This is a genomic window from Rhizobium sp. 05N430 (assembly GCF_056396985.1).
Map to the genome: position 1 here is coordinate 124288 of NZ_JBFTMO010000009.1, position 21816 is coordinate 146103.

A 21816-nucleotide genomic window follows, 5' to 3' on the forward strand; every position below is an offset into this window, starting at 1 on the left:
CCGTTCGCACAAGCGCTCCATATCTAGCGCGTTGCCTGGGGAGGATGCGTGGCTCAGAAGATCAAGCTTTCGACGATTGCCGAGACACTCGGTATTTCAACGGCAACCGTCTCTCTCGCCTTACGCGATAGCCCGCTTGTTGCGGGCAGCACCCGGGACAAGATCAAGGAACAGGCGCGAGCGCTCGGCTATATCTACAACCGCCGCGCCGCCAGCCTTCGCACCTCGCGATCGGGCATCATCGGTGTTGTCGTCCACGACATCATGAACCCGTTCTACGGGGAAATCCTGAAGGCGATCGAAAGCGAGCTCGACCGCAGCCGCCACACCTTCATTCTCTCCAATCACTATGACTCGGTAGAGAAGCAGCGCACCTTCATCGAGACGCTGCTGCAGCTTGGCGGCGATGGCGTCATCATGTCGCCGGCGATCGGCACGCCGCCCGAAGACCTGCAACTGACCGAGGACAACGGCATGCCGGCGATCCTCGTCGCCCGTTCGATGGACGTGATGGATCTGCCGACCTATCGCGGCGACGACAGCTACGGCATCTCGCTTGCCACCAACCATCTGATCGGCCTTGGCCATCGTTCGATCGCGATGATCGGCGGCACGGACCAGACCTCGACTGGCCGCGACCGCTACCAGGGCTATGTCAACGCGCTGCGCAAGGCTGGCATCGAGGTCGATCCAAACCTGCGCATTCCAGGTCCGCGTTCGAAGCAGGGCGGTTTCGAGGCTGCCGTTCACTTCCTGTCGCTGCCGCAGAAGCCGACGGCTGCCGTCTGCTGGAACGACCTCGTCGCCATCGGCCTGATGAACGGCATCGCCCGCGCCGGACTCGTCCCCGGCGGCGATATCTCGGTGACCGGCTATGACGACCTCGAGGAAGCATCGATCGCAACGCCGGCGCTGACCACCGTCTGGAACGGCCAGGCCGAAGTCGGCCGGCTTGCGGCGCGCGCGCTGCTTGACCGTCTTGCCGGCAGCCACGAACCCGATGGCATCCATCTCATCAAGCCTGAGATGCGGATCCGCCAGTCGACCAGCCCCTACAGACCCCGCACGTAATCAAGAGGAAAAGCCATGTCCCGCATCGCCATTCTCGTTCCCGGGAAGATACACGAACGCGTTCCAGCCAGGCTGCGGGAGCATTTCGAGCTGATCACCGCTGAACGCGATGCGCATGGTGCGCTCGCGATCGATGCGGAGACGGCGGCGCGCACTCGCGGCGTGGCGGTATCGGGTTTGATCAAGGCTGAAGATATCGACCAGCTGCCTGCGGTCGAGGTGATCTCCAGCTTTGGCGTCGGCTATGATGGCGTCGATGTGAAGCACGCGGCCTCGAAGAACATCGTCGTGACCAACACGCCCGACGTGCTGAACGACGAAGTTGCCGATACGGCGCTGGCGCTGCTTCTCAACACCGCCCGCGAATTCCCGCGCGCCGAAAACTGGTTGCGCGACGGCAACTGGAAGCCCGGCGTGAACTATCCGCTGTCGCGCTTCTCGCTAAAGGGCCGGCATGTCGGCATGTTCGGCCTCGGCCGCATCGGCCAGGAGATTGCCGCGCGGCTGGAGCCGTTGAAGGTCAAGATCAGCTATCACACGCGTACGCGCAATCCTGACGTCGCCTATGACTATTACCCGTCGCTGAACGAGCTGGCGTCTGCCGTCGATACGCTGATCGCCATCGTTCCGAAGACGCCTTCGACGCACAAGATCATTGATGCCGACATCCTTTCAGCGCTTGGGGCGGACGGGATCTTCATCAATGTCGGCCGCGGCTGGAGTGTGGATGAGGACGCGCTGATTTCGGCGCTGAAGAGCGGCACGATCGGCGCAGCCGGTCTCGACGTCTTCTATGACGAGCCGAATGTGCCGGCAGGACTGATCGCGCTGCCGAACACCGTGCTGCTGCCGCATTTGGCCTCCGGCTCTGTGCCGACGCGCAACGCGATGGCCGATCTGGTTGCCGACAACCTGATCAACTGGTTCCAGAAGGGTGCGCCGCTGACGCCGGTGCCGGAAACGCCCGTTAAATCTTAGGCGATGGCCTTCGATGCGGTCCGCGCGGCGACATAGTCGCGCACCGCATCACCGAAGGCCGCGAAGATCTGGTTCGAGGGCTTGTCGGTTTCGGCCCAATACTCCGGATGCCACTGAACGCCGACGGCGAAGGCCTTGGCATCGATGACGGAGACGGCTTCGACCGTGCCGTCTTCGGCCAATGCCTCGACCTGCAGCCGCGGCGCCGTCTTGGCGATCGCCTGGCGGTGCAATGAATTCACCTGAACCTCGCCGGAACCGATGATCCCCGCGATGCAGGAACCCTCCTTGACGAAGACGCTCTGCCGGATCGCATACATGCCGTCGCGGTCGACGCCGTCGGGCTTGCGGTGATCCCAGATGCGCGGCTGTTCCTGGATTTCTCTGGCGAGAGAGCCGCCGAGCGCGACGTTCAGTTCCTGGATACCGCGGCAGATGGCCAGCAGCGGGATGCCGCGGTCGATGGCGCGGCGGATCAGCGGCAGGCTGGTGGCATCGCGCGCCGGGTCGAACGGACCGTCGCTGTCTTTCGCCTCGGCGCCATAGAGCGAGGGGTGGACGTTGCTCGCCGAGCCGGAAACCAGCACGCCATCGACACGGTCGAGCACGGCGTCGATATCATAGCCCTTCTCGAAGGCCGGAACGATCAGCGACATCACGCCGGCTGCGTTCAGTGCGGCGCGGACATATTGATGCTGGGCGGCGTGCCAGACGGCGCCATCGAGAGTTCGGATGTCGGCGGGAACGGCAACGATCGGCTTGGTCATGGTCTGTCCGGAAAATCTCTTGGTTATGCCTATTTGAGAGCCGAGAACGGCTTCAAAGTCAACTTCTCGGCGCAATGGCTGGCCAAATTGGGGCAGTGGCCGATATCGGCCGCGAAGAATAGGCTAAACTGCTGATTTTGATGGAAAGGCCGGTCACGCCGCATTGCTGCCGTGATGCCAAAGTCTCATAGACTAAAGCTTGAAACGCGAACGGCTGCATGCTTAGCTCGGCGCCATTGCGACGGGTAGGGAAGAGTTTAGCCGCGCATTGCCATCTATACGGGAGGTTTTTGATGGATCGTCGTTCATTTATCAAGAAGGCGGGTGCTACGGGGGCAGGCGCCGTCGCAGCTGGCGCATTGGCAGCACCGGCGATCGCGCAGGAAAATCCGAAAATCTCCTGGCGCATGACGTCTTCGTTTCCGAAGAGCCTCGATACGATCTTCGGCGGCGCCGATGACGTCGCCAAGCATGTTGCCGCTGCAACGGACGGCAATTTCCAGATCCAGACCTTTGCCGCGGCCGAAATCGTCCCGGCGCTCGAAGCGGCCGATGCCGTCAGCTCCGGAACGGTCGAAGCGGCGCACACCTGCTCCTACTATTTCGTCGGCAAGGATCCGACCTACGCCATCGGCACGGCGATCCCCTTCGGTCTCAACGGCCGCCTGACCAATGCCTGGTATTATGAAGGCAACGGCAACACGCTGATGAACGAGTTCTACGCGACGCAGGGCATCTATGCGCTGCCCGCCGGCAATACCGGTGCCCAGATGGGCGGCTGGTTCCGCAAGGAAATCAACACGCTCGACGATCTCAAGGGTATCAAGATGCGTATCGCCGGCATTGCCGGTCAGGTGATGTCGAAGGTTGGCGTCATCCCGCAGCAGATCGGCGGCGGCGACATCTATCCGGCGCTGGAAAAGGGCACGATCGATGCGGCCGAATTCGTCGGCCCCTATGACGACCTGAAGCTCGGCCTGCACAAGGTTGCCAAGTACTACTACTACCCGGGTTGGTGGGAAGGTGGCCCGACGGTCCATGCCTTCTTCAACCTCGAAAAGTGGAACAGCCTGCCGAAGCACTATCAGGCAGCACTGACCGATGCCTGCGCTTACGCCAACACCAACATGATGGCGAAGTACGACATGAAGAACCCGGGCTCGCTGAAACAGCTCGTCGCCGAAGGCGCGACGCTGCGTCCGTTCAGCCAGGAAATCATGGAAGCCTGCTTCCAGGCGTCAATGGATCTCTACAAGGACCTGTCGTCGAAGAACCAGTATTTCAAGAAGATCTATGAGGATCAGGCCGCGTTCAAGCGCGACGCCTATCTCTGGATGCAGCTCTCGGAATACACCTTCGACACGTTCATGATGATCCAGCAGCGCGCCGGCAAGCTCTGAGCTTTCAGCCGAGACAAGGAATAAGAAAAGCCCCGGATTTCTCCGGGGCTTTTTGCTTACTTGATGACCGGCGGTTGGCTGAGGTCGGGCTGCGCCGGTGCTGCCGGGGCAGGGACTGCTGGCGGTTGGCCGGGGGTGCCCAATGGCGGCAGGGTGAGGCCCGGAATTTGCGGCGATGCGCCACCGGGAGCGCCCATCGGCGGCAGGCCGAGCTGGCCGCCGAAGCCGGGCACTTCGATCTTGATGGTGTTCGGGTCGACCTGCGGACCCTTGTCCAGCCAGTAGGTGACCGACTGTGGCCAGAAGATAATGATCGCCACCAGGATCAGCTGCATGCCGACCCAAGGGATCGCGCCTATGTAGATGTCTTTGGTCTTCACGTCTCTGCTGGCGATCGAGCGCAGATAGAAGAGCGCGAAGCCGAACGGCGGGTGCATGAAGCTCGTCTGCATGTTGACGCAGATCAAGACGCCGAACCAGATCAGATCGATGCCGAGGCTGTGGGCCACCGGCGCCAGCATCGGGATGACGATGAAGGCGATCTCGAAGAAATCGAGGAAGAAGGCGAGGATGAAGATGAAGATGTTGACGAAGATCAGGAAGCCGACAGGACCGCCCGGGATGCCTGACAACATGTGCTCGATCCAGCGCGAACCGTCCATGCCCTGGAAGACGAGGCTGAAGCATGTCGAACCGATCAGGATCATCACCACCATCGAGGTGATATGCATGGTCGATGTCATGGCTTCGCGGATCAGCGGCCAGGTGAGACGGCGGTGCAGGGCGGCAAGCGCGATGGCGCCGACAACGCCGAGAGCACCTGCTTCGGTCGGGGTCGCAAGGCCCATGAAGATGGTGCCGAGCACCAGGAAGATCAGCACGATCGACGGGATCATGCCCCAAAGAACGGTGGCCAGCAGCTTCCAGTCGAAGTCGCCGCGGACTTCCTTCGGCAGCGGCGGCATCGATTTCGGATTGATGATCGACAGGATCAGAATGTAGCCGACGAAGATCGCTACCTGCAGGATCGAGGGGCCGATGGCGCCGAGATACATGTCGCCGACGGAGCGGCCGAGCTGGTCGGCGAGGACGACGAGGACCAGTGAGGGCGGAATGACCTGGGTGATCGTGCCCGAGGCGGCGATGACGCCGGTCGCAAGCCGCGGGCTGTAGCCGTAGCGCAGCATGATCGGCAGCGAGATGACGCCCATGGTGATGACGGAAGCCGCCACCGTCCCGGTGATGGCGCCAAGCACGGCGCCGACCAGAATGACGGCATAGGCAAGACCGCCCGGGATGGCGCCGAACAGCTTGCCGGTGCCTTCGAGAAGGTCTTCCGCCAGCCCGCATCGTTCGAGCACGGCGCCCATCAGCGTGAAGAACGGGATGGCAAGCAGCAGGTCATTGGAGACGATGCCGAAAAAGCGTAGCGGCAGCGCCTGCAGAAACACTTCGCTGAAATGGCCTGTGATGATGCCGATGATGCCGAAGAACAGGCCGACAGCGGCCAGCGAGAAGGCGACCGGAAAGCCATAAAGCATGAAAATGATCATGCCGACGAACATGGCGGGCGGAATGATACCGTAATCGAACACGTGCTTTCTCCCCCGGATGTCTTACTGCAGCGGCTTTTCGTATTTCGTGTCGATCTGGATGTTGCCGGCGAGTGCCGCGATCCTCTTGATCAGCTCCGAAATGCCCTGAAGGCTGAGAAGCGTGAAGCCGGCAAACAGCATGAACTTCACCGGCCAGCGGATCAGGCCGCCCGCATTGGCGGAGACTTCGCCCTGTTGGAAGGAATGCATGAAATAGGGCCAGCAGAGAATGGAAAGGAAGATGCAGGCCGGGATCAGGAAGACGATGAGGCCGATGATATCGATCCAGAGCCGCGCGCGATCCGAGACAGAGCCGTAGATCAGATCGACGCGCACATGCTCATTGTTCCGCAGCGTGTGGGCGGCGCCGAGCACGACGACATAGGCGAAGAGATACCATTGGATCTCCAGCCAGCCATTCGAGCTGTAATTGAATGTGTAGCGGACGATGGCATTGCCTGCGCTGATCAGGCAGCAGAAGAGCACCATGTAGTCTGCAATCTTGCCGATGACTTGGCTGAATCGATCGATCAGCCGGCTGACACTCAACAGAGCCGCCATCTCTTCTCCCCGTATTGCCTTTGCGGCAAGTTCTCCTCGTTGGAATTTGTGTAAACGAGGGTTCCCTAAAATGAAAGATGAAATGGCCCGTCTAGGAGTTTAGTCGTAGGCGCCATGGTTGTGGCCACTGAGGGCTCGCCGGTATGCGGCCGATGCCGACCCTAATATAAGTCAAGAATAATGCATCTCCCGGATGTGTATTCGCACTCCGTTTTTGAAATACTCCCCGGAGTTTTAGAAAAACCAGCCAAATACATAGGGTTCATGCAATCAAATTTTAAAGGGTTCTGAGTATCGTGCCCGCGCACAGGGAAAATATGGATGAAGCCACATAACCCGAACCGGGTCCCGAAGGATGTGTACCTGTCGTTCGTGAGTTCCCTCTTCGGGAACCGCATGACGCTTGTGGCCGGTGTCGTGGTTCATGCTGTCGCTTTCGCCGCAGTGGCGGCAAAAGCCGATACCCCGCTCTATTATCTGCTGGCGCTCGCATTTCTCATCATTTTCGCCGGACGCATGTTCAGCTTCCGCCAGTTCGACAAGCTGGACAAGCAATCGCTGAGCCGTGCCGATATCGAGCGCTGGGAGACGATCTACGTCGCCGGAGCGACCTCGACCGCCGCCATTCTCGGCATCGGCAGCGGTTATGCCATCTTCATCCTCAAGGAGCCCTTCGCCGAACTCGCCTGTATCGCTGTGACGATGGCGTCGATGGTATCGGTGGTTGGGCGCAACTATGGTTCGCAGCGGGCGATCGACCTGCAAACGCTTGCCTGTTGCCTGCCGATGATCGTCTGCAGCCTGATGGCGCTGGATTTCTATCGCGCTATCCTGTCGGCCTTTCTCATTCCTTTCGGCCTGACGACGCGGGCGATGGCAAACGGTGTGCGCGAGTTTCTCTACGAAAATGTCATCGCCCACCGGCAGATCTCGCTGATTGCCGACCGGTTCGATACGGCGCTCAATAACATGCCGCATGGCCTTGTGATGGTCGATCCCGGCAACCGGATCCAGGTGATCAACCGCAAGGCCTGTGAGCTCCTGAAGATCGGCGACCCTGACAGACTGAAGGATCGGGATCTCGGTGCGGTGCTGCGCTATGGCGCCCGCTACAGTTTCATGGATTCCTCGCAGCCCGATCTCATTCTGCGCCAGCTGTCGCAGGTGGCGGAAGGCAGCATGTCGCGAGTGCTGATCCACTTGCCCGAGGACCTGTCGCTGGAGTTCTCTGCCAAGCGCCGGGTCGATGGCGGCGCGGTGCTGATCTTCGAGGATGTGTCGAGCAGAGTGAAGGCGGAGCAGAAGATCCTGCACATGGTCCGCTTCGATGCGTTGAGTGGCCTGCCGAACCGCGAATATTTCGGCCAACTCGTCCAGGATTATCTTGGCCGCCATCCGCGCCGCAAAGGCCCGCTCGGCTTCATGGTCATCGATATCGACGAGTTCAAGCATGTCAACGACATGCGCGGCCACATCACTGGCGACAAGCTGCTCTGTGCCATCGCCGAACGGGTGAAGGAGAAGGCCGGGAGCGCGATCGTCGGGCGCCTGATGGGCGACCAGTTCGTGATCTTCTTCCCGCATGCCAAGAGCCGGGACGCGCTCGAAGGCGAAATGCGGGGCGTGCATGCCGCGATCCAGGGGCACTACGAGGCCGACGAGGTGACTTTCCTCATCTCGCTCAGCGCCGGCTATGCGGTGCTGGAAGGTAACGCGTTCGCAATGGATGAGTGGAGCATCAAGGCCGATCTGGCACTGTTCGAGAGCAAGTCGCGTGGACGCGGCGGTATCGCCGGCTTCGAGCACGAGATGGATGGCCGCTATGTCGAGCAGCAGAAGCTGAAGGCTGATCTTCGCGATGCCGTCGCGGCGGGCGCGTTGAACGCCGTCTACCAGCCGATGTACAAGACCGACGGAACGCGGATCGAATGCGCCGAGGCGCTGGCGCGCTGGGTGCATCCCGAACGGGGTTCGATCCCGCCCGATGTCTTCATCCGGCTTGCCGAGGAGATGGGCATCATCTCCGATATCACCCGCTTCATCCTGCTGCGCGCCTGCGCCGACTGCATGACCTGGCCGGAGCATATCGCCGTCTCCGTCAACCTTTCGGCGCGTGACCTGCGTGACAACGATATTCTCTCGCTGGTCTCCGAGGCGCTGTCGCGAACCGGTCTGCCACCCGCGCGCCTGCATCTGGAAGTGACCGAAAGCTGCCTGATCGACGAGCCGGCGGCGGTGCGCGCCATCCTTGCGGAACTGCGCTCGCGCGGCATCACCATCGCCATCGACGATTTCGGCACCGGATTCTCCAGCCTCAGCTATCTCGACACGCTGCCGCTCGATATCGTCAAGATCGACCGTTCCTTCGTGCGCAACATCGTGCAGGATACCCGCAGGCTGAAGCTGCTGCGTGGCACGGTCAATCTGGCGCGCGAGCTTGGTTTGAAGATCGTTGTCGAGGGTGTCGAGACGGCAGATCAGCTTGCCATCCTCAACAAGCAGCGCAGCGCCGATCTGATCCAGGGCTACGTCTTCTCGCAGCCTGTTCCATCGCAGAACATCGGCATTCTTTCCGCGAATCTGCGCCCCGCGTCCCGCCGCAAGACCGGCGCCGCCTGATTTCCCCTCAGAATTCAGGGGTATAGCGACCATAACCGCGGCGGCCGTTAACCTTAACGATTCAAATGTGATTAACATTGTCTGCAATCATTGCGCGAGAACGGGCGGTATGCTTAATGATCCGTTAACAAGCGGTGAGCACGATGGCAGACGGTTTTTCGACGACCAGCGATTTCAGCAGGAAGCTGATGGAAATACTCGACCATGTCGAATACCGGCGCATTGAAAGCACCGAGGACATGGAAGATGTGGAGCGCCTGCGCTTCCGGGCCTATAAGGCGCGCGAAGTGCTGCCGGTCGCGGCCACCACGCTGATCGATGACGTCGATTTCGACCGTCAGGCCTATGTCTTCGGGCTGTACTATTATGAAGAACTGGTCAGCACGATCCGCATTCATCACGTGACGCCCGATCATCGCGTGTCGCAGTCGGGCGGCATCTTTCCCGGCGAAATGGATGCCTTTCTTGATGCCGGAATGACGCTGATCGATCCGGCCCGGTTCGCGGCCGATCCCGAAGCGGCCGCGGAGCTTCCCTGGCTGCCTTATCTGACGCTGCGCCCGAACATCGTTGCGGCTGCGCATTTCCGCGCCGACCGCGTATTGCAGCATGTACGCCCGGCCCATGCTGCCTTCTACAAGCGGGTTTTCTACGCCGATACCGTCGTCGCGTCGCGGATGGCCGATATCTACGGCTTCGACCTGACGCTGATGGCAACCAATGTGCTCGAAGTCGGACGCAAGCTGCTGACGCGCTATCCGTTCTTCATGTCGAGCGCCAGCGAGCAGCGAATGATGTTCGGCCGGGTCGCGGATCAGGGGCCGCCGGCGCTGACCATCATCCCAACGGCGCGCTTCGTGCCCGAGGGCGAGCTTGGCACTGATCTGCCGCTCTGAGGCTATGGCGCAAGAAAGCCGTTTCCGCGTACTGCATGCGGCATTGTCATGCATTGCGCTTTCCCGAAGCTTTGTGTAAGCCCTGAACAGGGATTGATCCGCTGCAAGCGCTGCTGATCATGGCATTCAGGCGGTCTGCCGCACTGTGCGGACCGGGCATTTGAGGGAGACGATATTCATGGCCGAACATCACACCGGACCCGTCGAAGTTGGCGCGCCGATGGACTACAAGGAACATGAGGCCACTTACAATACGTTCATCGCTGCCGCAAAGTACGGCACGATGTTCCTCGTCGCCCTGCTGCTCGGTATGACGGCTGGTTTCTTCACCGGTGGCGGCCTGCTCGGCGGCATCCTGGTTTTCCTTATCATTCTCGTCGCCGGTCTGGTCCTGCTGCGTTGATCGCGGCAGGGAGGGGCGATTTTCCAAAGATTTTCTGACGCTTGGCCATAAGCGGGGAGACCCGCGGCGGTCTGGCTGACCCGGAGGAGGGGGCAGTTGGGCACTATCGTATTCGTCGCGCGTGAAGCGGCGGACTTGGAGACGCGCGTATCGGCGTCACCCGAGACCGTCAAGAAGATGAAGGGCCTCGGCTTCGACGTGATCGTCGAGACGGGGGCGGGTGGCCTGTCGCGTATCCCGGACGGGGAATTCGAGGCTGCCGGTGCCAGGATCGGCACGGCTGCCGATGCCGCTTCGGCCGACGTTGTCCTGAAGGTGCGCCGCCCGGCTGCTGCCGAGATTGCCGGATACAAGAGCGGTGCTGTCGTCATCGCCATCATGGATCCCTACGGCAATGACGAAGCGATTGCCGGGATGGCAAGTGCCGGTCTCTCCGCCTTCGCCATGGAACTGATGCCGCGCATCACCCGCGCCCAGTCGATGGACGTGCTCTCCTCTCAGGCCAATCTCGCCGGTTACCAGGCGGTCATCGAGGCGGCTGCGGTCTATGACCGGGCGATGCCGATGATGATGACGGCTGCCGGCACGGTGCCGGCCGCCAAGGTCTTCGTCATGGGCGCCGGTGTTGCCGGTCTGCAGGCGATTGCCACGGCACGCCGTCTCGGCGCTGCGGTTTCGGCCACCGACGTTCGCCCGGCTGCAAAGGAACAGGTCGCCTCGCTCGGCGCCAAGTTCATCGCCGTCGAGGACGACGAGTTCAAGGCCGCCGAAACGGCTGGCGGTTACGCCAAGGAAATGTCGAAAGAATACCAGGCGAAGCAGGCAGCGCTGGTTGCCGAACATATCGCCAAGCAGGACATCGTCATCACCACGGCGCTGATCCCGGGCCGTCCGGCACCGCGCCTCGTGACGCGCGAGATGCTGAAGGCGATGAAGCCCGGCGCCATCGCCGTCGATCTCGCGGTCGAGCGCGGCGGCAATATCGAGGGTGCGGTGGCCGATCAGGTGGCCGAGGTCGAAGGCGTCAAGGTCATCGGCTATGCCAACATGGCGGGCCGTGTCGCGGCCAGCGCCTCGGCGCTCTATGCCAAGAACCTCCTGACGTTCCTGGAGACCATGGTCAACAAGGAGACGAAGACGGTGGTCATCAATCTCGACGACGAGCTGATCAAGGCGACGATGCTGACTTATGCCGGCGATGTCGTGCATCCGGCATTCGGCGGCGCCAAGAAGGGGGATAACTGATGGCCAGTGAAGCAATGGACAAGGCCCTCGAGCAGCTCGACCAGGCCGTCACCGCGGTGGCAACGGCTGCGGCGCATGCGCCTGAAGTCGCCAGTGCTGCGACAGGCGGGGCGATCGATCCCTTCGTCTTCCAGCTGGCGATCTTCGTGCTGGCGATATTCGTCGGCTACTATGTGGTCTGGTCGGTAACACCGGCGCTGCACACGCCGCTGATGGCGGTGACCAACGCCATCTCCTCGGTCATTGTCGTCGGCGCTCTGCTTGCAGTCGGCATCTCGGCCAGCGGTCTGGCAACCGGCTTCGGCTTTGTCGCGCTGGTTCTCGTCTCGGTCAATATCTTCGGCGGCTTCCTCGTCACGCAGCGCATGCTGGCGATGTACCGCAAGAAGGACAAGTGAGGCCGGACGCATGACCAATATTGCAGCTTTCCTCTACCTCGTCTCCGGCGTGCTGTTCATCCTGGCGCTCCGCGGTCTTTCCCATCCGGCCACCAGCCGCAAGGGCAATCTCTATGGCATGATCGGCATGGGGATCGCTATCCTCACGACGCTGGTGCTGGCAACGCCGTCCTTCATCGGCTTCGTCCTGATCGTGCTCGGCCTGGCGATCGGCGGCGGTGCCGGCGCCTATATCGCCCGCGTCATTCCGATGACCTCGATGCCGCAGCTGGTTGCCGGCTTCCACTCGCTGGTCGGCCTCGCCGCCGTGCTCGTTGCAGCATCGGCGCTCTATACGCCGCTCTCCTTCGGCATCGGCGATATCGGCTCGATCCATGCCGAAGCGCGTGTCGAGATGGCGATCGGTGCGGCCATCGGCGCGCTGACCTTCACCGGCTCGATCATCGCCTTCCTGAAGCTCGACGGGCGGATGTCCGGCAAGCCGATCATGCTGCCGTTCCGCCACCTTATCAACGCCGCGCTGCTGGTGCTGATTGTCTTCTTCATCATCGGCCTTGCCGTCACCGAAAGCCATTTCGATTTCTGGGCGATCATCGTGCTGGCACTGGCGCTCGGCGTGCTGCTGATCGTGCCGATCGGCGGCGCCGACATGCCCGTCGTCGTCTCGATGCTCAATTCCTATTCGGGCTGGGCGGCTGCCGGCATCGGCTTCACGCTCGGCAATCTGGCGCTGATCATCACAGGCGCGCTGGTCGGCTCGTCGGGTGCGATCCTCTCCTACATCATGTGCAAGGGCATGAACCGCTCCTTTATCTCGGTCATTCTCGGCGGCTTCGGCGGCGAGACCTCAGGCGGTGCGGCCGACAATTCCGACAAGACGGTCAAGCTCGGCTCAGCCGAGGATGCCGCCTATCTGATGGCCAATGCCTCGAAGGTGATCATCGTGCCGGGCTACGGCATGGCGGTGGCACAGGCGCAGCATGCGCTGCGCGAGCTTGCCGATAATCTCAAGAAGGCCGGTGTCGAGGTGAAGTACGCAATCCATCCGGTGGCGGGCCGCATGCCCGGCCATATGAACGTGCTGCTGGCCGAAGCCAATGTTCCCTATGACGAGGTCTTCGAGCTCGAGGACATCAATTCGGAATTCGCCCAGGCCGACGTTGCCTATGTCATCGGCGCCAACGACGTCACCAATCCGGCGGCACGCGACGACAAGACCTCGCCGATCTACGGCATGCCGATCCTCGACGTCGACAAGGCCAAGACCTGCATCTTCGTCAAGCGGTCGCTCGGCTCCGGCTATGCCGGTATCGACAACACGCTGTTCTACAAGGACGGCACCATGATGCTGCTCGGCGATGCCAAGAAGGTCACCGAAGAGATCAACAAGTCCATCGGGCATTGATTGGTTTGAACGCTACTGTGCGGAAAGAGCCCGGTTTCGCCGGGCTCTTTGCTTTTGTGGCCGTGGCACAGAAAAGGCCTGCCGCGGCAGGCCTTTTCCTCGCCGCTGAACCCTTGATCAGGTCGCAGCGGGCGCCAGCGTCATTTTCTCCACACCGACAGCGAGGTTCAGGCCTTCCTGGGCCTGGACATTGAGCGGCTGCAGCATGAAGGATTGGTTGGTGCCGCCGGCAATCACCTTGGCGCCGGCCCCAGCGCCGAAGCTGGCATCGGCACCGACGCCGTAATATTCGCCGGCGAGCGCGAATTGCGGGAAGTCTGTGCCTGTCTTGGCCAGCACCTGCCAGATCATCACGCTCTTGCCGGTCTGGCCTATATCGATGCCGTATTTCTCGATCTTGCCTGCGTAGACGGCCTTCGCCCCGCCGCCTGCCGGCGTGTAGGTGCAGATCAGGTTCTTCTCGGACTTGATGATGAGACCCTGACCGCCGTCCGAGCCGCAGACGAGGCGCCCGAGGCTGACATAATCGGCAGCTGCCGCCGGTGTGGCGCAGGCTGCAGCGGTCAGCGCGGCGGCTGCGATCATCGTTTGCTTGAACATGGTCCTTCTCCTTTGAATGACCTGTTCGAAACGGGTGGTGCTTTTGATTGTTCCCGTCGGCTCTAATCGCGGGCTAGTGTGCTGCGCGTTGCCGTCAGTACCCAGAGCAGGCCTTCCGCCAGGTAATCGACCTGAACGGTGCCGCGGAAAGCAGCTGCCGCATGCATCTTGATGACCGTCGTACCGAATCCGGAGCGCTCCGGCACTTTCACCGCAGGTCCACTCAATTCCCGCCAGATGAACCGGAGCATCGGTTCCGTCTGGTTTTCCACTTCGACTTCCTCCCAGGAGAAGGTCACGCGTCCCTCGGGGATCGACAATGCGCCGTATTTCACCGAGTTGGTCGCCAGTTCATGCAGCGTCAGTCCGAGATTCTGGACGGCCTCGGGCTTGAGCATGAAGTCCTTGCCAATAATCTCGATCTGCTCGACTGCCTGGGGGAAGGCGTCGAGATGGATATCCACAACCCGCCGCAGCGAGGCGCCCGCCCATTGTTCGCTGGTCAGGAGCTCGATCGACCGCACAAGGCCATCAAGCCGCTCGGCAACCGCTGCCTGAAAACCCTCGACGCTGTCGGCTTGCTTCGCAAGCTGGCGCATCATCGCCTGGGCGAGCGTCAACAGGTTCTTGGTGCGATGAACCAGTTCGTTCATGACGAAATGCAGCCGGTCCTCGGTCTGGCTGCGATCGAAGGAGGCGTTGGACAGCGCGACGGCCACCTGGTTGGCCTCGACGACGCTGGTATCGATCGGCGCGACGATGTGGCCCTCGCCCATCCGGTTTGCCATCTCGGCGATATCGCGGATTGTCGTGCGCACCTGGCGGGCCACGGCATAGGCGGCGAAAACGGCGACGGCGAGGAGGGCAATGCCGCCAATGATCAGGAAGCGCCAAGTCGTCAGGATCGAAGCTTGTGCCGTCGAAATCGGCCCCCAGATTACCGTCTTCCACGACCAGCCGGGGATCTGCGCGTAGCCGAGCAACTGGTCGGGCAGGATCTTGCGGTCCTCGAAGACGCCGCGGGACGCGATGAGCGAAGGCAGGATACGCGGGTCGAAGGCGGTGCCGGGTTCAATGGCGAAGGGCCCGCCCGAGGCGACGACGTGCCCGGACTGGTCGATGACGGCTGCCGACCATCCGGCCGCAAGGCCTTCCGGCTGTAGCATCTTCGCCAGGTCCTTGGCGTTCTGGGTGATGATCAGCGCCGCTGCGTTGCCGGTCTGGACCGGCATGGTGACGTTATAGACCCACTCGCCGCTGGTGCTGCCCTGGAAAACGTTGGAGGCCTCGATCCGGCCGCTATCCATGGCGTATTTGAGCGCCGTGAGATTGCTCATCTTGCCGAGCTGCGTGCCAAAATCGCGGCGGGTATTCAGCAGCTGCTGGCCGTCCTTGTCAGTGGCGATGACATAAAGCGTATCGCCGCGCAGCGCCGTTTCGGTGCGCTGGTGGAAGGATGCGTAGTCATTGTGCTCAAGCTCCGGCGAGGTGGCGAGCAGGCGGAGCGTGGTGGCCATATCCTGCAATTGCCGGTCGACGGAGCGGGAGAGGGCGAGTGCATCCTGCGCCGTCTCGCGGCGCAGCGTGTCGCGCTGGTTGTCCTCCAGCTGCAGCAGCAGAAGCGTCACGAAGGCAAAGATCGGCACGGCGATGGCGACGGCCATCGCAACCAGGTAGGTGCCGATCGTGGCCTTTGGAAACATGCGGGAACGCAGGCTCATCGGCAGGCTCTTCCACCTAGCCGGCACACACGGAATCCGGAACTTTTTCCAACAGATAGGAAAGCAGAAAACTGCATTGCCGCCATCGCCCTGAACGCGTTCTGATTCCCGATAGCCTGCTATCGATGCAGGGTCATGTTAGGGGGTGGGGGATGGGGTTGCAACCTCCTAAATGAAGGTGACGGCTTTGTGTTGTGAGCCGCAAAGCTTGCTCAGGCAAAGCGCGCCAGACGGAAAGGTTCCAGCTCGCTTTCGGTCTCGCCGGAGAGGATCTCACCCGCAGCCAGCAGCCCGGCGAGAGGTGCCAAGGTCACGGCCGAATGCATGATGGCCACATAGAGCCCCGGGCAACCGCCGTTGCCGATGATTGGAAAACCGTCCTTCGGCGTCGGGCGGTAGCCGACAGTGAAGAATTCCATTGTCAGGTCTTCGCTGCCGGCGAGATTGGCTTTCACCTTGGCGAACAATGCGGCGGCGGTCGACTTGTGGTCTGCGCCGGGATCGCTGCCACCGAAGTCGCTGCCTGCGATGATGCGGCCGTCGGCGGTCTGGCGCATGTGAAGTTCGGGTGCGATAACCAAGCCGTTCAGGCGCTTTTCGAACGGCCGTGAATGAACGATCAATCCTGCCGGCGCATCGATCGGCAGCGTGATCCCCGCCGAAGCCGCAATCGGGACAGCGCCTGCTCCGGCGGCCAGAACCACGTGGTCGGCCTCAACGATGCCTGTCGACGTGACGACGCCGGCAATGCCTTCACCACGCCGCAGAAGACCGCGCACGGCGGCGGTGACGAATTTTGCGCCGCGCGCCCCGGCATCAGCCAGCATCAGGCGGGCGGCCGCGACCGGCTCGACGGCGCCTTCTTCGGCAATATGGAGCGCGGTCTCGGGCAGCTGTGTCAGGAAGGGTTCGCGCGCGGCGATCCCGGCTTTGCCGATTCGTTCGATGCCATAGCCCCACTGCGCATGCTGGGTCTCATAGGCGAGCAGCTCGTCTTCAGGCAGATCCCAGCAGATGCCGCCACACCAGGAGAGCGGCAGGCCGGGTAGTTCGGTGGCCAGACGCTTCCACTCTGTCATAGAGCGGCGGCGGAAGCGGAAATAGAATTCGGGATTGCCCCAGCTGGCATTGATCCAGGCGAAAGAATTGGGAGTCGCAACACCGCCGGTATCTTCGGCGATCACGGTGACGTCGGCGCCGTCGCGGGTCAGATGCCAGGCGATGGACGCGCCGATAATGCCGGCACCGGCGACGATCACATGCTGTTTCGCCGCCATGGTGCCGTCTCCAATACTTCAGGATCAGCCGTTGCTGCTGGGAGCGCCGAGCCGGGCCATGCCGTCTCGCGCCGGCTGGTATTTCGGGTCGAGGCCGACAGCATGGCGATAGCTGCGCATCGCCTTGTCCTTGTCGCCGCGGCGTTCGTAGACCAAGGCCTGGTTGGCCCAGGATTCGGCCACGTTGCCGTTGAGTTCGATCGCGTGATTGAAATCGGCAAACGCGTTGTCGTCGTCGTTCAGCGCGATATAGGAGATGCCGCGGCCGTTATATGGCTCGGGCGAATTCGGCGAAAGCGAGATCGCCTTCGAGAAGTCGTCGATCGCCTTGTCCTGCTGATTGCGCTTCTGGAAGATCAGGCCGCGGTTGTGATAGGCGCGCCCGTCGGTGGTGCCGAGCTGGATCGCCTTGGAGAAGTCGTTGAAAGCCGGATCGTCCTGGCCTGCCTGGCGGTAGACATTGCCGCGGCCGATATAGGCGACGTCGTAATTCGGGTTGATCTGCAGGGCGGCATTGTAGTCGCCGATCGCCTGCTGCTGCTGGCCCATGTTGCGATAGACAAGCGCGCGGTTGGCATAGGCCTGGAAGAAGCGCGGGTTGATCTGCAGGGCCGTGTTGAAGTCGTTCAGCGCAGCCTTGAACTGGCCGGCGCGGCCATAGGCCGAACCACGGACGTTGTAGCCTTCCGGATCGCGCGGATTGGCGTTGATGACCGAAGTCAACGAGGCGATGTTCCCTTCCGAGCCCTGGGCCTTGTCGATGCGGATAACGGCATCGGAGGTGTTTTCGGTCTGGCAGCCGGCAAGGCCGACCGCGGCAAGAACCGCCAACATCGGCAGAAGCGGCACCTTGGGCGCGCGCAAGGACCGGGACGAAGAGAACAAGAAATCAGCCATTCGTGCGCTTTCCCCATGCGTCATGTCCGAGGGCGAACGGACATGCGATCTTCAGCGGCAAATTAAAAAGGCGGCGGCGACACCAATCGCCCCCGCCAACATGCATCTGAAAACGTCGAAATAACGACGGGCACGCCTTAGCGTGCAACCAGACCTTCGCGCTGTGCCCGCTTGCGAGCCAGCTTGCGAACGCGGCGAACAGCTTCTGCCTTTTCGCGAGCGCGCTTCTGCGACGGCTTTTCGTAGTAATCGCGCATCTTCATTTCGCGGAAAATACCTTCGCGCTGCATCTTCTTCTTGAGAGCGCGGAGAGCCTGGTCAACATTGTTATCGCGGACGAGTACCTGCACGAGAATCACGTTCCTTTGGTTTTGGTTGCGCCATGAGGCGACGCAGCGCCAGAGGCAAAAACATAACGTTCGCGCGGCGAGAGCCTTGCGATTGGTGATGCGGGATATCAGATCGCTTTCTGGAAGTCCAGCCGGGATGTGGACTGGTGTGGAAAAAATGGCGGATAGAGCCGCCAGCCGCACCACCTACCCATCCATAAGGGCGAGTGGCCATTGATGCGAAAGCGTCGTAAATTCGCTGCCGCCGCGTGGCTCCATCTCAAGAGCGCTGCATGTTCATGACGCGTACGCAGCAAATCGGCGTTCTCATCGGTCTGTTGATCGTTGCGGCGCTGACGGCCCTTCGGGCGGGCGACCCTTCGCTGCTGCGGCAGGCGCGGGATGTCACTTTCGATGAGTATCAGCGGATCGCGCCGCGGCCATTCGAGCCGGTGCCTGTGCACGTGATCGATATCGACGAGGCGTCGCTCAAGGAGTTCGGGCAATGGCCCTGGCCGCGCGACCGGCTCGCGCATCTGGTCGAGCGTCTTTCCGAAATGGGTGCCGCCGCGATCGCTTTCGACATGCTGTTTGCCGAGCCGGACCGGCTTTCACCGCGGGCGATCGCCGCGGACGCCGAAGGCATCGACCCGGCCGTTATCGCGAAATTGCCCGACAACGACCAGATCTTCGCCGCTTCGATCGCTTCCAGGCCCGTCGTGCTCGGCTTCGGTCTTTCCAACGAAGGTGACTACCGTCCGCCGGTAACGGCTGGTTTTGCCTTTACCGGTGAAGATCCGGCGGCGGCACTTCCGCATCTTGCGGCGGCAACGCCGCTTCGGCCGGGGCTGGAGAAGAATGCCGCCGGGATCGGGCACATCAGCCTCAATCCCGGCAATCCTTCGCCGGTGGTAAGGGCCGTCCCGCTGTTCCTCAGTGATGGTAGCCAGTTCTATCCCAATCTCGCCATGGAAGCGTTGCGGGTGGCTCAGGGCGCATCGACCTATGTGCTGGCCGGCGCTCCAGGGGTTGCCGGGGTGATGACCTCGGCGAAGATCGGTGATTTCGTCGTACCGGTGACGGCCGCAGGCGAACTCTGGCTTTACGTCACGCCCGACCGGGCGGAACGCTATATCTCTGCGCGGCTGATCCTCGATGGCACCGGTCCGCCGCCCGCCGTCGCCGAGGCGATCAACGGCAGCATTCTCTTCATCGGCACATCTGCTGCCGGCCTGCAGGATATCCGCACCACGGCACTCGGCGAAAATGTGCCCGGCGTGTCGCTGCATGCGCAGACGGTGGAGCAGATCCTCTCGGGTCACTTCCTGTCGCGGCCGGATTGGGCTGACGGGTTGGAGATCCTGGCGATCGCCGTACTCGGGACGCTGCTGGTATTCATAACCACCTTGGTCAGCCCGGCCGTCGCGCTCGCCTGCGGGCTGGCGATCACCGCGCTGGCGCTGGTCGCGTCCTGGTTCTGCTTCTCGGCGCTCGGTCTGCTGCTTGATCCGCTGGCGCCGATTCTCGGCGGCTCGATCACGCATTTCGCGGCGACATCGTTCCGTATTCTCGTCATCGACCGGGAGAGGCGGGAGGTGCGCCGCGCCTTCGGTCATTATCTCTCGCCGTCGCTGCTTTATAGAATAGAGCACACGCGTGATGCGCTGCGCCTCGGTGGCGACGACCGGGAGTTGACCGTGATGTTCGTGGATGTCCGCGACTTCACCGAGATCAGCGAGCGGCTTCCACCAACCGCTGTCGTCCACTTTCTGAATACGCTGCTCGATGCCTTGAGCCACCACGTGATCGCAAACGAAGGCACGCTCGACAAGTTCATTGGCGATTCGATCATGGCCTTCTGGAATGCGCCCGTCGATGTGGCCGATCACGAGGCGAAGGCGGTGCGTGCAGCGCTGGCGATGCGCGAGACGCTCGCCCGGCTGAACGCCGACGATGCCTTCGGTTTCGGCCCGGATCAGAAAGTCGGGATAGGCATCGGCATCCACACCGGTGTCGCCTGCGTCGGCAACATGGGGGCGGAAACGCGTTTCAACTATTCGGCAGTCGGCGATGCGGTCAATGTCGCGGCGCGTATCGAATCCTCCTGCAAGGAGGTCGGTTTCGACATTCTGATTTCGGAGGAAACCGCCAAGCGCCAGCGCGAGATGGCGCTGCTGGAGGCTGGCGCGGTGGGGCTTAAGGGGAAAAGCACGCGGACCGAACTCTTCGCCGTCGTCGGCGGCCCGACGCTTGCCGGGTCGGCCGAATTCACCGAATTGCGTCTGCTGCATGCGGAACTGCTCTCGGCGTTGCGGAGCCGCTCGCCAGCGCTCCGGCGGATTGCTGGTGCCATCAGGCTGAAAGCCAGAGCCGTGTCGCCGCACCTGCCGGATTTTTATCGCAAGCTCGCCCGCCGTGCGGATCATTTCCGTGATGCGCCACCGGCTTCGCATAAACGGCAGATCATCCAATCCTAACGGCCGCGGCTCCAGTTGCCGCGATCCCTTCCGTCCCGGTTGCCGCCCCTGTCACCGCGATCGCCATCATGGTCGCGGGTACCGTGTCCGCGGCCATGGCCGTGATCATCGCCGCCGTGATCGTGACCACCCGGGCTATCCGGTCGATCCGGCCTATCAGGTCTGTCTGGCCGATCTGGCCGATCTGGTCTGTCGGGCCTGTCCGGCCGGTGCGGTTTGTCAGGCTTGTCCGGTTTGTGGGGCCTATCCGGCTTGTCCGGCTTATGGGGCTTGTGAGGCTTATCCGGTTTTGACGGTTTCTCCGGTGGAACCGGCGGAGGCGGTGGCGGCGGCGCCAGGCGGGGAGCGGGGGCCACCGGGTCGCGCCGGTCCTGCAATGCGGCGCTCATGCCGCAGCTGGTGCCCAGCATGCCCGAGAGACGCTGACTGCCGGACAGAAACGGAAGGGCGCGATTGGTGCCGAGCGTCTGCAGCACGCTGCGATCGACATGCTTGACGTCGGTCATGCCGCCGCTGCGATCGGCGATCACGCGGTCGCAGCGCCGCGTCAGCTGCCGGCAGCCGCCAGCTCCGCAGAATTGCGCTGCGCCGTTCAGAAGCACGACGGCCGTCGTGCCATCCGGACCGACGAAGAAATCGAAGGCGGTGCCCCTGACGCCGATCGTTCCGGCAGGGGTGAGGATCTGGTAGGCCGAGGACTTGGAGCTGCCGCTGATCCAGCGGAACGTGCCCTTTGCAGCCTTGATACTAAGACGCTTCACGGAATCGCTGTCATCGAATACATAGCGGTCGATGACGACGGATGAGCCCCAGCCGACAGCAAGCTTGGTTCCATCGCGGAAGACGAACTGCCCCAGGCCCGATTGCGAGGTGCGGATGCGATCGTCGCGATAGACGGCGGAGTTGACTTCGAGTGGCCCCTGTTCGCCGGTCACTGCGGTCTTTATCTCCACAGCTTCGCCCACGGCTTCTGCCGCCGCGGCCGTTACCGGGATCAATGACGCCAAACCGAGTACCGCAATTGCAGCACATCGCGAAAACCACATGAAATATCCCTCACATATATGGATATTAGCATGTGCTTCGCCGCGCGGTCTGCCTGCCCTCTTGGGCTAACCCCAGGCAGCGACTGCATTTACGCGCAACCGGACGGTCTCAGGCGCGCGGTACGATCTCG

Annotated in this window: 19 protein-coding genes; 10 read left to right on the forward strand and 9 right to left on the reverse strand. The window is 62.1% G+C overall.

What is annotated here, in order from left to right; genetic code table 11:
* Positions 1-48: 48 nt before the first annotated feature.
* Positions 49-1071 carry a LacI family DNA-binding transcriptional regulator gene (locus AC1DJO_RS19295; protein ID WP_112385593.1) on the forward strand — a complete coding sequence of 341 codons (1023 nt, stop codon included), beginning with the start codon at positions 49-51 and terminating at the stop codon, positions 1069-1071.
* A gap of 15 nt (positions 1072-1086) precedes the next feature.
* Positions 1087-2049, forward strand: a complete 963-nt coding sequence (locus AC1DJO_RS19300) for a 2-hydroxyacid dehydrogenase (protein ID WP_477972488.1) — start codon at positions 1087-1089, stop codon at positions 2047-2049.
* Here the strand turns inward: AC1DJO_RS19300 and AC1DJO_RS19305 are convergent.
* The gene (locus AC1DJO_RS19305; protein ID WP_477972490.1) at positions 2046-2816 is read right to left on the reverse strand and encodes a gamma-glutamyl-gamma-aminobutyrate hydrolase family protein; all 771 of its coding nucleotides are present in this window, start codon (positions 2814-2816) and stop codon (positions 2046-2048) included. The genes AC1DJO_RS19300 and AC1DJO_RS19305 overlap by 4 nt on opposite strands.
* Before the next feature lie 293 nt (positions 2817-3109).
* Between AC1DJO_RS19305 and AC1DJO_RS19310 the strand changes: the two genes are divergently transcribed.
* Positions 3110-4216 carry a TRAP transporter substrate-binding protein gene (locus tag AC1DJO_RS19310; protein ID WP_112385590.1) on the forward strand — a complete coding sequence of 369 codons (1107 nt, stop codon included), beginning with the start codon at positions 3110-3112 and terminating at the stop codon, positions 4214-4216.
* A 56-nt stretch (positions 4217-4272) separates the two neighbouring features.
* Here the strand turns inward: AC1DJO_RS19310 and AC1DJO_RS19315 are convergent, their stop codons facing one another.
* Both AC1DJO_RS19315 and AC1DJO_RS19320 read right to left on the reverse strand, forming a co-directional pair.
* Positions 4273-5811, reverse strand: coding sequence for a TRAP transporter large permease (locus tag AC1DJO_RS19315; RefSeq protein ID WP_477972492.1), 1539 nt, complete (start codon positions 5809-5811; stop codon positions 4273-4275).
* 21 nt (positions 5812-5832) lie between these two features.
* Positions 5833-6372, reverse strand: coding sequence for a TRAP transporter small permease subunit (locus tag AC1DJO_RS19320; RefSeq protein ID WP_477972494.1), 540 nt, complete (start codon positions 6370-6372; stop codon positions 5833-5835).
* Between the two features lie 321 nt (positions 6373-6693).
* Here AC1DJO_RS19320 and AC1DJO_RS19325 point away from each other — a divergent pair, with 321 nt between their 5' ends.
* From AC1DJO_RS19325 to AC1DJO_RS19350, 6 genes are all read left to right on the forward strand, one after another.
* Positions 6694-8991 carry a putative bifunctional diguanylate cyclase/phosphodiesterase gene (locus tag AC1DJO_RS19325; protein ID WP_477972496.1) on the forward strand — a complete coding sequence of 766 codons (2298 nt, stop codon included), beginning with the start codon at positions 6694-6696 and terminating at the stop codon, positions 8989-8991.
* Positions 8992-9134: 143 nt separating this feature from the next.
* Entirely contained in the window at positions 9135-9887 is a 753-nt protein-coding gene (locus tag AC1DJO_RS19330; RefSeq protein ID WP_112385586.1) for an N-acyl amino acid synthase FeeM domain-containing protein, read from the forward strand.
* A gap of 178 nt (positions 9888-10065) precedes the next feature.
* The gene (locus AC1DJO_RS19335) at positions 10066-10290 is read left to right on the forward strand and encodes an aa3-type cytochrome c oxidase subunit IV (protein ID WP_112385585.1); all 225 of its coding nucleotides are present in this window, start codon (positions 10066-10068) and stop codon (positions 10288-10290) included.
* A gap of 96 nt (positions 10291-10386) precedes the next feature.
* On the forward strand, positions 10387-11535 hold the full coding sequence (locus AC1DJO_RS19340) for a Re/Si-specific NAD(P)(+) transhydrogenase subunit alpha (protein WP_477972498.1): 1149 nt from the start codon (positions 10387-10389) through the stop codon (positions 11533-11535).
* Complete coding sequence (locus AC1DJO_RS19345) at positions 11535-11933, forward strand: proton-translocating transhydrogenase family protein (protein WP_112385583.1); 399 nt, start codon at positions 11535-11537, stop codon at positions 11931-11933. Before AC1DJO_RS19340 ends, AC1DJO_RS19345 begins: the two co-directional genes overlap by 1 nt.
* Positions 11934-11943: 10 nt before the next feature.
* A complete protein-coding gene (locus tag AC1DJO_RS19350; RefSeq protein WP_477972500.1) occupies positions 11944-13338 on the forward strand; it encodes an NAD(P)(+) transhydrogenase (Re/Si-specific) subunit beta in 1395 nt (464 codons plus the stop codon).
* Positions 13339-13455: 117 nt separating this feature from the next.
* Here AC1DJO_RS19350 and AC1DJO_RS19355 read toward each other — a convergent pair whose 3' ends face one another.
* The 5 genes from AC1DJO_RS19355 to rpsU all read right to left on the reverse strand — a co-directional run bounded on the left by AC1DJO_RS19355 (position 13456) and on the right by rpsU (position 18183).
* A complete protein-coding gene (locus AC1DJO_RS19355; RefSeq protein WP_112385581.1) occupies positions 13456-13938 on the reverse strand; it encodes a DUF992 domain-containing protein in 483 nt (160 codons plus the stop codon).
* 62 nt (positions 13939-14000) lie between these two features.
* On the reverse strand, positions 14001-15659 hold the full coding sequence (locus AC1DJO_RS19360; protein ID WP_477972502.1) for a sensor histidine kinase: 1659 nt from the start codon (positions 15657-15659) through the stop codon (positions 14001-14003).
* Between the two features lie 212 nt (positions 15660-15871).
* Positions 15872-16936 carry an NAD(P)/FAD-dependent oxidoreductase gene (locus AC1DJO_RS19365; protein WP_477972504.1) on the reverse strand — a complete coding sequence of 355 codons (1065 nt, stop codon included), beginning with the start codon at positions 16934-16936 and terminating at the stop codon, positions 15872-15874.
* A gap of 24 nt (positions 16937-16960) precedes the next feature.
* Positions 16961-17833 carry a tetratricopeptide repeat protein gene (locus AC1DJO_RS19370; RefSeq protein ID WP_477972507.1) on the reverse strand — a complete coding sequence of 291 codons (873 nt, stop codon included), beginning with the start codon at positions 17831-17833 and terminating at the stop codon, positions 16961-16963.
* A gap of 137 nt (positions 17834-17970) precedes the next feature.
* Positions 17971-18183, reverse strand: a complete 213-nt coding sequence (gene rpsU / locus AC1DJO_RS19375) for a 30S ribosomal protein S21 (RefSeq protein WP_003585885.1) — start codon at positions 18181-18183, stop codon at positions 17971-17973.
* Positions 18184-18461: 278 nt separating this feature from the next.
* Between rpsU and AC1DJO_RS19380 the strand changes: the two genes are divergently transcribed.
* A complete protein-coding gene (locus tag AC1DJO_RS19380) occupies positions 18462-20639 on the forward strand; it encodes a CHASE2 domain-containing protein (protein ID WP_477972553.1) in 2178 nt (725 codons plus the stop codon).
* Here the strand turns inward: AC1DJO_RS19380 and AC1DJO_RS19385 are convergent.
* Positions 20636-21685, reverse strand: a complete 1050-nt coding sequence (locus tag AC1DJO_RS19385) for a FecR family protein (RefSeq protein WP_477972509.1) — start codon at positions 21683-21685, stop codon at positions 20636-20638. The genes AC1DJO_RS19380 and AC1DJO_RS19385 overlap by 4 nt on opposite strands.
* Positions 21686-21816: the final 131 nt, after the last annotated feature.

What these genes read in the sequence shown, in the direction of transcription:
- AC1DJO_RS19355 (WP_112385581.1), bottom strand. Translation starts at nt 13,938, where the DNA reads ATGTTCAAGCAAACGATGATCGCAGCCGCCGCGCTGACCGCTGCAGCC.
- AC1DJO_RS19385 (WP_477972509.1), bottom strand. Translation starts at nt 21,685, where the DNA reads ATGTGGTTTTCGCGATGTGCTGCAATTGCGGTACTCGGTTTGGCGTCA.
- AC1DJO_RS19360 (WP_477972502.1), bottom strand. Translation starts at nt 15,659, where the DNA reads ATGAGCCTGCGTTCCCGCATGTTTCCAAAGGCCACGATCGGCACCTAC.
- AC1DJO_RS19335 (WP_112385585.1), top strand. Translation starts at nt 10,066, where the DNA reads ATGGCCGAACATCACACCGGACCCGTCGAAGTTGGCGCGCCGATGGAC.
- AC1DJO_RS19305 (WP_477972490.1), bottom strand. Translation starts at nt 2,816, where the DNA reads ATGACCAAGCCGATCGTTGCCGTTCCCGCCGACATCCGAACTCTCGAT.
- AC1DJO_RS19325 (WP_477972496.1), top strand. Translation starts at nt 6,694, where the DNA reads ATGAAGCCACATAACCCGAACCGGGTCCCGAAGGATGTGTACCTGTCG.
- AC1DJO_RS19370 (WP_477972507.1), bottom strand. Translation starts at nt 17,833, where the DNA reads ATGGCTGATTTCTTGTTCTCTTCGTCCCGGTCCTTGCGCGCGCCCAAG.
- AC1DJO_RS19320 (WP_477972494.1), bottom strand. Translation starts at nt 6,372, where the DNA reads ATGGCGGCTCTGTTGAGTGTCAGCCGGCTGATCGATCGATTCAGCCAA.
- AC1DJO_RS19310 (WP_112385590.1), top strand. Translation starts at nt 3,110, where the DNA reads ATGGATCGTCGTTCATTTATCAAGAAGGCGGGTGCTACGGGGGCAGGC.
- AC1DJO_RS19380 (WP_477972553.1), top strand. Translation starts at nt 18,462, where the DNA reads ATGACGCGTACGCAGCAAATCGGCGTTCTCATCGGTCTGTTGATCGTT.
- AC1DJO_RS19345 (WP_112385583.1), top strand. Translation starts at nt 11,535, where the DNA reads ATGGCCAGTGAAGCAATGGACAAGGCCCTCGAGCAGCTCGACCAGGCC.
- AC1DJO_RS19300 (WP_477972488.1), top strand. Translation starts at nt 1,087, where the DNA reads ATGTCCCGCATCGCCATTCTCGTTCCCGGGAAGATACACGAACGCGTT.
- AC1DJO_RS19330 (WP_112385586.1), top strand. Translation starts at nt 9,135, where the DNA reads ATGGCAGACGGTTTTTCGACGACCAGCGATTTCAGCAGGAAGCTGATG.
- AC1DJO_RS19365 (WP_477972504.1), bottom strand. Translation starts at nt 16,936, where the DNA reads ATGGCGGCGAAACAGCATGTGATCGTCGCCGGTGCCGGCATTATCGGC.
- AC1DJO_RS19350 (WP_477972500.1), top strand. Translation starts at nt 11,944, where the DNA reads ATGACCAATATTGCAGCTTTCCTCTACCTCGTCTCCGGCGTGCTGTTC.